At 53.8% G+C, this 12,732-nt stretch carries 7 protein-coding genes and 3 pseudogenes; 3 read left to right on the forward strand and 7 right to left on the reverse strand.

The annotated features are described in order from the left end of the window. Positions 1-81: pseudogene (locus QZ506_RS14290) on the reverse strand (IS1 family transposase); the annotation flags it as partial. 94 nt (positions 82-175) lie between these two features. Here QZ506_RS14290 and QZ506_RS14295 point away from each other — a divergent pair. Beyond that, a complete protein-coding gene (locus QZ506_RS14295) occupies positions 176-403 on the forward strand; it encodes a PTS transporter subunit IIC (RefSeq protein WP_291971933.1) in 228 nt (75 codons plus the stop codon). Between the two features lie 56 nt (positions 404-459). Here QZ506_RS14295 and narI read toward each other — a convergent pair whose 3' ends face one another. The 5 genes and pseudogenes from narI to QZ506_RS14320 all read right to left on the reverse strand — a co-directional run bounded on the left by narI (position 460) and on the right by QZ506_RS14320 (position 9,059). Next, positions 460-1,137, reverse strand: a complete 678-nt coding sequence (narI, locus tag QZ506_RS14300; RefSeq protein WP_291971921.1) for a respiratory nitrate reductase subunit gamma — start codon at positions 1,135-1,137, stop codon at positions 460-462. After that, a pseudogene (gene narJ, locus QZ506_RS14305) lies at positions 1,124-1,837 on the reverse strand (nitrate reductase molybdenum cofactor assembly chaperone). The gene narI and the pseudogene narJ overlap by 14 nt, the downstream one beginning before the upstream one ends. A 2-nt stretch (positions 1,838-1,839) precedes the next feature. Next, positions 1,840-3,396, reverse strand: a complete 1,557-nt coding sequence (narH, locus tag QZ506_RS14310; protein ID WP_291971923.1) for a nitrate reductase subunit beta — start codon at positions 3,394-3,396, stop codon at positions 1,840-1,842. Positions 3,397-3,434: 38 nt separating this feature from the next. Further along, positions 3,435-7,169, reverse strand: a complete 3,735-nt coding sequence (locus QZ506_RS14315) for a nitrate reductase subunit alpha (protein WP_291971925.1) — start codon at positions 7,167-7,169, stop codon at positions 3,435-3,437. A 495-nt stretch (positions 7,170-7,664) separates the two neighbouring features. Then, complete coding sequence (locus QZ506_RS14320) at positions 7,665-9,059, reverse strand: NarK family nitrate/nitrite MFS transporter (RefSeq protein ID WP_291971927.1); 1,395 nt, start codon at positions 9,057-9,059, stop codon at positions 7,665-7,667. A 416-nt stretch (positions 9,060-9,475) separates the two neighbouring features. Between QZ506_RS14320 and QZ506_RS14325 the strand changes: the two genes are divergently transcribed. Continuing rightward, positions 9,476-10,666, forward strand: a complete 1,191-nt coding sequence (locus QZ506_RS14325; protein ID WP_291971928.1) for an ATP-binding protein — start codon at positions 9,476-9,478, stop codon at positions 10,664-10,666. Next, positions 10,656-11,318 (forward strand): two-component system response regulator NarL, encoded by a 663-nt coding sequence (gene narL, locus QZ506_RS14330; RefSeq protein ID WP_291971931.1) that lies wholly within the window; start codon positions 10,656-10,658, stop codon positions 11,316-11,318. The genes QZ506_RS14325 and narL overlap by 11 nt, the downstream gene beginning before the upstream one ends. A 74-nt stretch (positions 11,319-11,392) precedes the next feature. On the opposite strand, the pseudogene QZ506_RS14335 reads toward narL, so the two are convergent. After that, positions 11,393-12,138 (reverse strand): annotated as a pseudogene (locus QZ506_RS14335) (PhzF family phenazine biosynthesis protein). Between the last annotated feature and the right edge of the window lie 594 nt (positions 12,139-12,732).

Genomic DNA, 12,732 nt, shown 5'->3' on the forward strand with positions numbered 1-12,732 from the left:
ATGGCCACTTTTGCCATAACCGTGTTTTTTCACAGGAGATGTCTGTTCACAAAACGGGCATCTTACATCAACTTTAGCCACTGTATTCCACATCCAAAACCTGACATTTCACACTGCAATCAACATATTGAATACACGACCGTTTATCGGCCTGCCTATTATTGTCCCCGGCATTATGGCAGGCTTTATCACCGGCGGCGCAGCAGCCATTTTCGGCAATGCGACGGGTGGATTCAGAGGTGCCATCATTGCCAGCTTTATCAATGGGCTGTTGCTTTGTGTATTGCCAGCACTCACGCTGCCGCTGTTTGCCGATCTGTGCGCGAAAGGCGTGACCTTTGCTGACCCGGATTTCACGATTCCATCGCTGATCCTGAATTTTGTGCTGGGGCTGTTTAACTAACGGTAATACGGAAACAAAACAATCCCGCCGAATAACGGCGGGATTTTCAGTATCGCTTAGCGGCGGTTGCGCACCAACTGATAACGACGCGTGAGATATTCTACCGGTGCGCTCCAGATGTGTACCAAGCGACAGAACGGGAACAGCACAAACAGGGTTAGCCCCAGCACGATGTGCAGTTTAAACACCCAGGCAACGCCGTCTAAGTGCGCCGATGCGCCGCCGTGGAAGTTCACGATCGACTGTGTCCAGCCGACCAGCTTCATCATTTCGCTGCCGTCCATGTGCTGCGCGGAAAACGGAATGGTCAATAACCCCAATCCTGCCTGAATCACCAACAGCGACAGGATGAGAATGTCGCCAACGCTCGACGTGGCGCGGATGCGAGGATTAGTGAGGCGGCGTTTGAGCAGCAAAATACCGCCCACAAACGTCAGTACACCGGCAGATCCGCCACCGATCATCGCCATTTCTTGCTTCACTTCAATGGGCAAAAAGGCTTCGTACATCCAATGCGGCGTCAACATCCCTAAAAAGTGACCGGAAAAAATCCCCAAAATCCCCAGATGAAACAGGTTCGAGGCCAACCGCATACCTTTTTTGTCGAGCATCTGGCTGGAACCTGCACGCCACGAATACTGCCCGTAGTCATAGCGCAGCCAGCTTCCCACAAGGAACACTGTACCTGCCAGATAAGGGTAAATATCAAACAACAGCATATTAACGTAGTGCATGGTTTTTTTCTCCTGCAGGTTGTGCGTCAAGATCCAGATACTGGGGTACTACCGCGCCCGCAAAGCGACGCTGGTGCGCGGTCTGCTACGCACCAAAGAACTTCACCTGCTCTTCTTCCCATACAGCATCCAACGCCTGCGGCGTGTCGTCACGGGCTTCGTCCGCCACTTTATGCGTGACATCATCACTTTTTAATGCGCTACCCGAAAGCGCCAGCAACACGTCAAACAACAGGGTATAGTCGCTGTCGCGCTGCTGTAAACGCGCACCGAGCAACGCCAGAATGGGCGCGATATCCAGCAGCCCTGCACGACTTTCTGCTGCTCCCAACAGCGAGATATATTCCAGGTAGAGCGGCAGAAAATCCGGCAGTTCGCGGCAGTCAAGCTCCAGACCGGCTGCATGATAATGCTGCATCAGGTCCACCATCGCCTGACCTCGATCGCGTGATTCACCGTGCACATGTTCGAACAACAGCAGCGATGTCGCCCGGCCCCGGTCGAACAGTGCGCAGTATTCAGCCTGTTTATCCAGCAGATCCTGCGCACACTGTTGTCGGATAAACTGCGCCAATTGCTCACACACTGGCAGTGACAGCGTGTCGTCTTGTGCCAGCGCCTCAATCAGATCCTGATGATGCGCCCACAGTTCCCCATCGGGGTAATCGAGCAGACGGGCGATAATGCGTAACGTCATCATCATCAATCCTCCTGCATCACTTTGCTGTTCATGTCACGTGTTTTGCTGGTGACATCAATGGCATCAATGCGTTTGCTGTTAAACAGGTTGAATTTGCTGTCGCTGCCGTGACAACCATCGCCGAAGCTGAAACCGCATCCTTTGCTTTCCGGAAAGGCGTCACGCGCCAGCTCACGGTGGCCGGACGGCACCACAAAGCGATCTTCATAGTTGGCAATCGCCAGATAGCGGTACATTTCCTGAGCCTGGGCTTCGGTCAACCCCACCTGCTCTAGCGCACGGGCATCGATCACCCCTTCTACGGTTTCTGCGCGCTTAAAGTGGCGCATCGCGAGCATTCGTTTCAGCGCCAGCAGTACCGGTGCGGTATCACCTGTCGTCAGCAGATTTGCCAGGTACTGCAACGGAATGCGCAGACTTTCCACGTCCGGCAGAACACCGCTGTGTGCCAGTGCGCCCGCATCGGCGGCAGATTGGATGGGTGACAACGGCGGCACATACCACACCATGGGCAGCGTGCGATACTCCGGGTGCAGCGGCAGCGCCAATTTCCACTCCATCGCCATTTTGTAGACCGGTGATTGCTGTGCCGCTTCGATAACCCCGCGCGGCACACCGTCTTTCAACGCCTGAGCAATCACATTAGGATCGTTCGGTTCGAGGAATACCTCAAGCTGACGCTGGTAGAGATCCTGCTCGCTCTCCGTGGCGGCCGCTTCAGCAATGCGATCAGCGTCATACAGCAGCACGCCGAGATAACGAATGCGACCAACACAGGTTTCAGAACAGAGTGTCGGTTGCCCGCTTTCGATACGCGGGTAACAGAAGATGCATTTTTCTGATTTTCCGCTCTTCCAGTTAAAGTAGATTTTTTTGTACGGACAGCCGGTCAGGCACATGCGCCAATCGCGACATTTATCCTGATCGATCAGCACAATGCCATCTTCACCCCGTTTGTAAATCGCACCGCTTGGGCAGGTCGCGACACAGGCCGGATTTAGACAGTGTTCACACAGACGCGGCAAATACATCATGAAGGTGTTTTCGAACTGGCCGTACATCTCCTTTTGCATATGCTCAAAGTTTTTGTCTTTGGCACGCCTACTGAACTCACCGCCAAGATCATCTTCCCAGTTCGGACCCATTTCGATTTTCTTCATGCGCTGTCCGGTAATCAGCGAGCGCGGACGCGCTATCGGCTGATGCTTCCCTTCCGGCGCTTTACGCAGGTTTTCGTAGTCGTAGTCAAACGGCTCATAATAGTCATCGAGTTGCGGCACATCCGGGTTGGCGAAAATCTTGGACAGCACGCTGACGCGATTGCCCATACGCGGTTCCAGTTTGCCGCTGATTTTACGGATCCAACCGCCTTTCCATTTGTCCTGATCTTCCCAGGCGTGGGGATAGCCCACACCCGGCTTGGTTTCGACGTTGTTGAACCAGGCGTATTCCATCCCTTCACGGCTGGTCCAGACATTTTTGCAGGTGACGGAGCAGGTATGGCAGCCAATGCATTTGTCCAGATTCAGCACCATGCACACTTGGGAACGAATTTTCATCAGGCTTTCTCCTGCGCGGTCAGTGAACGGGCTGCGGGCTATTCGTAATCCTGGCCTTCATCATCCAGCCAATCGATACGTTTCATTTTGCGTACCACCACGAATTCGTCGCGGTTACACCCAACCGTGCCGTAGTAGTTAAAGCCGTAGGATAACTGCGCATAACCACCGATCATGTGCGTGGGTTTCGGCGTAATACGCGTCACCGAGTTATGAATACCGCCTCGCTGGGTAGTGACCTCTGATCCGGGCAGGTTCACGATGCGCTCCTGCGCGTGGTACATCATGCTCATGCCTGCCGGTACGCGCTGACTCACCACCGCACGCGCCGTCAGTGCACCGTTGGTGTTGAACGCCTCTACCCAGTCGTTGTCCACGATGCCCAGATCCTGTGCATCATCCTCACTTAGCCAGATAATCGGCCCACCGCGCCCCAACGTCAGCATCAGCAGGTTGTCGCTGCAGGTGGAGTGAATACCCCACTTCTGGTGCGGCGTCAGGAAGTTGAGTGGCTTCTCAGGGTTGCCGTTTGGTTTCTGATTAATCACCGGTGCCACCGCGCGGGTATCCACTGGTGGACGGTACACAAGTAGGCTTTCACCAAAGGCGCGCATCCATTCGTGATCCTGATACAGCTGCTGGCGGCCTGACAGCGTGCGCCACGGAATCAGCTCATGCACGTTGGTGTAGCAGGCATTGTAGGAGACATGTTCATCTTCTAAACCTGACCAAGTTGGGCTGGAGATAATTTTGCGCGGCTGGGCCTGAATATCGCGGAAGCGGATTTTTTCATCTTCTTTATTCAGCGCCAGATGCGTATGGTCGCGGCCAGTAAATTTTCTCAACGCCTCCCAGGCTTTTACCGCAACCTGACCGTTAGTTTCCGGTGCCAGCGTCAGGATAATTTCTGCCGCGTCGATGGCAGTGTCAATTTTTGGACGCCCAACCGCTGCGCCTTCAGACTTGGTGTAGTTGAGTTTTTTCAGGAAATCGACTTCATTTTTAGTGTTCCAACCAATGCCTTTACCGCCGTTGCCCAGTTTGTCCAGCAACGGTCCCACCGAGGTGTAGCGTTCATAAAGGTTCGGGTAATCGCGTTCTACTACCATCAGGTGCGGTGCGGTTTTACCGGGAATCAGATCGCACTCGCCTTTTTTCCAGTCATCCACGCCGAACGGCTGCGCCAGCTCTGCCGCAGAATCGTGTTGAGTCGGCAACGTCACCAGATCGGTTTCCACGCCAAGGTGCCCCTGGCACACGCGCGAGAAGGTTTTGGCAATTCCTTTGTAGATTTCCCAATCACTCTTGGCGTCCCAGGCAGGATCGACAGCCGCTGACAGCGGATGAATAAACGGATGCATATCCGAGGTATTCATGTCGTCTTTTTCGTACCAGGTGGCCGTCGGCAATACGATATCGGAATAGAGACAGGTGCTGGACATGCGGAAATCCAGTGTCACCACCAGATCCAACTTGCCTTCCCCTCCCTGCGCTTGCAACTCCACCTCTTCCGGCATAACGCCGCCCTGCTTACCGAGATCCTGGCCTTGCAGACCGTGTTCAGTGCCGAGCAGGTATTTGAGCATGTATTCGTGCCCTTTACCGGACGACCCCAACAGGTTAGAACGCCAGATAAACAGGTTACGCGGAAAGTTTTGCGGATTGTCCGGCTGTTCAGCGGCAAACGCGATAGTGCCCGCTTTCAGCGCCTGCACGGCATACTCTTGCGGCGTCATCCCCGCTTGCTGCGCGCGGGCAGCGATACTGAGCGGATTCACGTTCAACTGCGGCGCTGAGGGCAGCCAGCCCATGCGCTCGGCACGCACGTTAAAATCGATCATGCTGCCGGTAAAACGGGATTTATCCGCCAGCGGCGACAGGAATTCCTGCGGAGCTACCGTTTCGTAGCGCCACTGGCTCGAGTGGTTGTAGAAAAAGGAAGTGCTGTTCATGTGGCGCGGCGGACGCTGCCAGTCAAGACCGAACGCCAGCGGCGTCCAACCGGTTTGTGGACGCAGTTTTTCCTGACCGACATAGTGCGCCCAGCCGCCACCACTTTGGCCAACGCAGCCGCAGAACACCAGCATGTTGATCAGGCCACGGTAGTTCATGTCCATGTGGTACCAGTGGTTGATACCGGCACCGACGATAATCATTGATCGCCCGTGGGTTTTGTCGGCGTTATCCGCAAATTCGCGGGCGATACGCACGATGTTATGGCGTGAGACGCCGGTGATCTGCTCGGCCCATGCGGGGCTATATGCTTTTACTTCATCGTAGTCACGAGCGCAGTTGTCATCGTTCAGTCCGCGATCCAGCCCGTAATTCGCCAGCGTCAGGTCGTAAACGCTCGCGACCAACGCTTCGCTGCCATCGGCCAGCGTCAGGCGTTTTACCGGCAGTTTATGGCGTAATACCTCGTCAAGGGCAACGCTGCTGAAGTGCTCACTCGGTAGCCCACCAAAGTACGGGAAGCCAACGTCCGCCACTTCATCGTGCGCACCCAGCAGGCTCAGGCGCAGTTGTACTTCTTCGCCACTAACGCCATCACGCTGCTCCAGATTCCATTTGCCCTGATCGCCCCAACGGTAGCCAATGGAGCCTTGCGGCGCAGTCAGATTGCCCGTCTGCTCATCAATCGCCACCGTTTTCCACTGCGGATGATTCTTCTGACCGAGATTGTCCAGCAAATCGGACGCGCGCAGCATGCGACCTGCCGCGTAGTAGCCCTCTTCACGAGGTTCCAGCAACACCAGCATCGGCATGTCGGTGTAGCGGCGCACGTAGTCGGTGAAATAGCGGCTCGGGTTATCCAGATGAAACTCTTTGAGGATAACATGTCCCATCGCCAGCGCCATGGCGCTGTCGGTACCCTGTTTCGGATTCAGCCATTGGTCACAGAGTTTGGCGATTTCCGCATAATCCGGCGTGACGGCCACGGTTTTTGTGCCCTTGTAACGCACTTCGGCAAAAAAGTGCGCATCCGGGGTACGCGTTTGCGGCACGTTGGAACCCCAGGCGATGATGTATGACGAGTTATACCAGTCGGCTGATTCCGGCACGTCGGTCTGCTCGCCCCAGGTTTGTGGCGACGCCGGCGGCAAATCACAATACCAGTCGTAGAAGCTCAGGCAGACACCGCCGAGCAGCGAGAGGTAGCGCGCACCCGCCGCATAAGACACCATCGACATCGCCGGGATTGGCGAGAAGCCGATAATGCGGTCGGGTCCAAAGGTTTTGGCGGTGTATACGTTGGAAGCCGCGATCAGTTCGTTGACCTCGCTCCAGTCAGAACGCACAAAGCCACCGCGACCACGGATTTTCTTGTAATAAGCGGTTTTTTCCGGGTCGGTCACGATAGAAGCCCAAGCATCGACCGGATCGGAGTACGCCAGTTTGGCTTCCCGCCATAGCTTGAGAAGACGCTTACGCATCATCGGGTATTTCAGGCGATTGGCGCTGTAGAGATACCAGGAGTAACTGGCACCACGCGGGCAGCCACGCGGTTCATGATTTGGCAGGTCCGGGCGGGTGCGAGGATAGTCGGTCTGCTGCGTTTCCCAAGTGACCAGACCATTTTTCACATAGATTTTCCAACTGCACGATCCGGTACAGTTGACGCCGTGCGTTGAGCGTACCACTTTATCGTGCTGCCAACGGCTGCGGTAACCGTCTTCCCAATCCCGGTTGGTATTGAGCGTCTGACCGTGCCCATCTGCAAAGGGCTCGGCCAATTGTTTAAAGTAACGTAACCGGTCAAGAAATTTGCTCATCCGGACTCTCCTGCTGCGAAGCCTGCTGGCTTCTGTCGTTATGAATGCGCGTAGCCGATACGGTGTGTTGCCTACGGCACATTGCTCCAATTGGCGCTAGGGTAACGACCTGAGGTGGGTTCAAAATTGATACCGATCAAGCTCCTCCGGGGGGGGCAAACGGTGAGAACGAACGAAATACCACCAAGGGATTATGAAAATTAAAACCTATATCTATATGAAAAATATAGATATTAATGACATTTATACCCAAAGGGATAACAATGATTTTAGCTCGTGACTATTTGGAGGTAGGTAGCGTGGCGAGAGGCAGATAGAAAGCAAAACGCGGCGCAATGATACGCCGCGCGAGGTTGCTGAACCCGTCTCTTTACTCTTCGTCATCCTCAGCGAAATCCGTGGATCTCTATGAGAATGAACGTGTTTCTTCTGTAAGTCATTCCCTCTTTCGCGGGAATGACTGCGGTGACGGGGAACTCACCATCAGGTTAGCGGCTATCGCGGTGTTTTACGCCCATAGAACAGCCAGGTGATCAACACGCACACCCCATAACACAGAATAAACACTTTTATTGCCCCCGCCGGTGAACCGGTCAACTCAAGCGACGTGCCGAACGCTTTGGGGATAAAGAACCCACCAATGGCGCCAATCGCAGAGATAAAACCAAGTGCGGCGGCGGAGTCCGTCGCCGCTTCACGCAATGCGTCGTCATCGCTGCCGACGCGCGCTTTAACGCGCTCTGTGGTCAAACGACGGAAAATCACGGCAATCATCTGGAAGGTCGAGCCACTGCCTAACCCTGCGGTGAGGAACAGCAGCATAAACAGCCCGAAGAACACGGCGAAGCTGCCCGCATGGCCATCCGCAGCCAGAGACAGATAGAGCAATACCGAGAATAGCGCCATCAGGATAAAGTTGATCAAGGTGACGCGTACGCCGCCGAAACGGTCGGACAGTATGCCACCCACCGGTCGCGCCAATGCCCCAAGCAGAGGGCCAAAAAACGCGTAGTGCAGGATAACGATATCGGGAAATTGGGTTTTAGCGAGCATGGCAAATCCCGCGGAAAAACCTATAAACGAACCAAACGTGGAGAGGTAAAGAAAGCTGAGCACCCACAAGTGCAAGCGTTTGATCACCGGCAGTTGCTGACTGATGGAGGCTTTGGTGGTGCTCAGATCGTTCATGCCAAACCAGGCTGCAAGCGATGCCACCAGCAGGAAAGGCACCCAAATCCAGGCAGCGCGATACAGCCACACCGCGCTGCCATCCGCCTGTGCTACACCGCCAGTCGAGCCAAGCAATGGCAAGAAAATGACCAGCGGAACCAGAATCTGCATCACACTGACACCCAGATTGCCCAATCCGCCATTCAGTCCTAACGCTCCCCCCTGTCTGGCTTTAGGGAAAAAGAAACTGATGTTCGCCATACTGGACGCGAAATTCGCCCCGGCAAAACCGCACAACAATGAGATGATGACAAAGGTGTGATATGACGTTTGCGTATCCTGCACCACAAACCCCAGCCACAGGCACGGGATCACTAAAATCAGGGTACTCAGGGTGGTCCAGCGTCGCCCACCAAAGAGGGGGATGACAAAGGAGTACGGGATGCGCAGCAGCGCGCCGGACACCGAGGGCAGCGCGGTTAGTAAAAACAGCTGGTCCGTCGAGAAGTGAAACCCCACTTTATTCAGGTTAACGGCTACGGTGCTAAACAGCATCCAGACACAGAAAGAGAGCAATAAGCACGGGATGGAAATCCACAGGTTGCGAGTGGCGATGCGCTGACCGTGTTGCTGCCAGAAATTGGCATCTTCCGGATACCACTCGCCAATGGTCGCGTTAAGCGGCTTGCTCGTAGGATCATTTGTTGTAGACTGCGTCATAAAAAAACCTCAGTGAGTAAAACTCGGTATATAACCCTGAGGAAACAACAGGGTATTCAGGGCGCAACATGAGGGATGCCAGTGTAAATAAAATTGATATTAATCAACGCCATGTCAGGTAAAAAATGCCGTTTCCACTCCATCCACCACCTTGTGAGTAACCCTACGTTAAATAATAAAAACTGCGAATTCAGCCCGTTAACGCGACTTCACCCTCAACTACTCCCAGCCATGAGCCGAGACGGATATTTGTGGGTACTTATTAAGGGGTATAGGGTTATAGCGAAGGATGGTGAAGAATGCAGACCTATCAGATACCTTTCGCGTTGTCTCCGGATTCAGCGGCAAAGCACTCGCGCAAAACAGGACATTCGTTGAACAACGCTATGAGCGAAGGATGGCGACGTGGAGTTCCCATGGTTAAACGTCTTTTACTGCCGCTGTCACTGACACACCAGGTAGCGATGCTGATGTTGTTACTCGGACTGCTCGGCATTGCGGGTATGGGCATATCCAGTTGGATGTCGCAGAACATCCAAGGAAATGCGCACGCCATCAATAAAGCGGGCTCCTTGCGAATGCAAAGCTATCGCCTGCTCTCCATGGTGCCGTTGTCCAATAGCAGCCACATTTACCTGGATGACCTCGAACGTGATGAGGCCAACAGCGACTTGCAGCAAGCGGTGCTGCGCGAAGGGTTGAGCGAACCATTTTCTCAACTGCGCACCTTCTGGCAAACCCAGTTGCGTCCCCAGTTGCAACAGGCGTCTCGCCCGGATGAAGCCGCCAGCGATGTTGCCGCCTTTGTGGCGCAGTTGGATGCACTGGTGTCTGCCATCGATCACAGTACCGAAGAACGCATTGCGCTGGTCACCAAAATCCAGCGCCTGTTTATCGCGCTGATGGGCATGGTACTGCTGGCAACTATTCTCTATCTACGTCACCGTTTGCTGACACCGCTGCGTAAGCTGGTCGCCATGGCGCAAGCCATCGGCCACGGTGATTTCAGCGAACGCATCAGCCTCTCTCTGAAAATTCATGTCAGTTGCATTCGGATGCAAGGCGGAAATCTGTCGGATGAGGTACGCAGTCAGTTGACCGAAATGCGTGAAGAGCTGAACACCGCCTACCGTCAACTGAGTGAGCTGTTGACCACCTTTCGACTTCAGCTCAACGAGTCCTGCCTGTTGGCCGCGCTGCGCGCTACCGTTGAAGAATATGAAAAACGTTTGGGATTCCCCCTACGTTTGCATTATCAGTTGCCACAGCAAGCGGTATCGGCCCATCAGGGTATTCATGTCCTGCAAATCGTGCGTGAGGCGCTCGGCAATATTTACAAACATGCGCAGGCGACCGAGGTGGACATCACGCTGATATGGCACGAAAAACGTATCGAATTGACCGTACGTGATAACGGCATCGGCATCGTTCAGGATAGCCAGTGCGCCAATCATTACGGTTTGATTATCATGCGAGACCGCGCGCACAGCCTGCACGGAGAGTGTGTTATTGCGCGCCACCAGGATGGCGGAACGCAGGTGAAAGTGACTTTTGACGCAGAAAACCGCTACCGCCGCGAATTAACAGGAGGACACCATGACGAATGAAGTGCCAAATGACGATAGCGCGACCCTTTTATTGATCGACGACCACCCGATGTTGCGCAATGGCGTAAAGCAGTTGCTCAGCATGGTACCCGGTTTGCGCGTGGTGGGTGAAGCCAGCGATGGGGAACAGGGTGTGGTATTGGCGGCTGAGTTAGATCCAGACCTGATTTTGCTGGATCTGAACATGCCCGGCATGAATGGATTGGAAACGCTGGTGCGGTTGCGAGAAAAAGCGCTGTCTGGCCGCGTTGTGGTCTTTAGCTTTTCCGATCATGAAGATGACGTAGTGAGTGCCCTGAAAAACGGGGCGGACGGCTACCTGCTCAAAGACATGGAACCGGAAGATTTGTTGGCGTCGTTGCATCAGGCGGCATCGGGAAAGATGGTACTCAGTGAAACCCTGATGCCGATCCTCGCCGCCAGCCTGCGCGAAAATCGTCAGGGTAGCGATCGCAGCATTCAGCAGTTGACGCCCCGTGAGCGCGATATTCTGAAACTGCTGGCACAAGGGCTTGCCAATAAAGTGATTGCACGCAAGCTTTCCATCACGGAAAGTACGGTGAAGGTGCACGTTAAGCATCTGCTGAAAAAAATGAAGCTGAAATCGCGTGTGGAAGCGGCAGTATGGGTGCTGCAAGAGAAAATCTTTTAATCGCAGGGGGCCGCCATAAGCGCCATCCCGGCAGCACCACGTTGGCGGTTAACGCAGGAAAGATAGGTGACCGCCTAGCCGCTAATCAGCACCCGATCTCCTTGCCATTGGCAATGCAAATCGCCGCCACGGGCTGAAACCTGACGTGCACGCATCGTGATTTTTCCTAATCGATCGTGCCAGTAGGGAATCAACATGCTGTGCGCCGAGCCAGTGACCAGATCTTCGGCAACGGCTTCTCCCGGGCAGAAAAAGCGGCTGACAAAATCATAGTCGTCTCCCGGTGCCGTCACGCACACCAGTTTGCCCAAGGGTTTCATGGCGTGAATATCTGGCGTTAACGCTTCGACCTGTTGTTGGTTTTCCAGCACCACCAGATAAAATCGCGCGCCGCACGCACCTCAACTGCGTCGTCGATCCCTAAGCAGCGCAATAGCAGCGCGAGCTGCGTGACCGGCTCCGCCTGCCAGGCCGGAAAATCAAGCGTCAACCCCGCGTCACTTCGCGTGACCGTCAGTTCCCCGACAAACCGGGTCGAGAAACGGATCGTCTCTCCCGCGTACCCCATGGCGGTGAAAATTACATGCGCTGCCGCCAGCGTGGCGTGTCCACACAGGTTGATTTCACCCTGAGTGGTAAACCAACGTAACGCAAAGCCCTGCTCTGAGGGCACGAAAAAGGCCGGTTGTGCTGGTGCGCCATCTATCTGCAACAAGCGTTCATCCGGCAACCATGCCATCAATGGGCATACCGCTGCCGCATTGCCACCAAACGTGTGCTGTGTAAACGCATCAATCAAATAAAAATCCACGGTTAACATTGTTACTCCTTGATTGCTAGGCTGCTTAGCGCTGTTCTGTGAGATTTAATCGCCTTATAAACATTACTGCCATTCATGCGTTCGATCGGATTAAGTTCACGGGCAAACCTGAATGCCGATGAAAAAAGAGACTCAGTCTTCTTTAAAAAACTTTACATTTCTTTTCAGTTGGTTAAATAACATCATGAATATTAAAATATTCATAAACAAGAATGAGGATTATCGTCATAATCCTACTTATTCCCGCTATTTACTTTGCTAAACTCACATTAATAATAGTTTTTTGCTATTTGCCACGGTAATGATTTTCGACGCCATCTGGTGTAATGCGCACTGCTGCTCGGCACTGAGGGACAATCATGATTAAACCGCGTACAGAACGCTTTATTGGACTGGAATGGCTGCGTTTTCTGCTCTGCTGCTATGTGATGCTCTATCACACTGCCCATATTTATCTGTACTAGCTCAGACCTGATCTGACAGTTACCGATTATTTATACAGGTGTCTGTCAGATTACATCTGGTTCAGATTCTTTTCTGCCCAGATCCGTTTTCCATCGAGTAAAGTGGCCATCGGCGTACGCCCACAGCACA

The sequence above is a fragment of the Candidatus Symbiopectobacterium sp. genome (genome assembly GCF_020054415.1).
Classification (GTDB): domain Bacteria; phylum Pseudomonadota; class Gammaproteobacteria; order Enterobacterales; family Enterobacteriaceae; genus Symbiopectobacterium.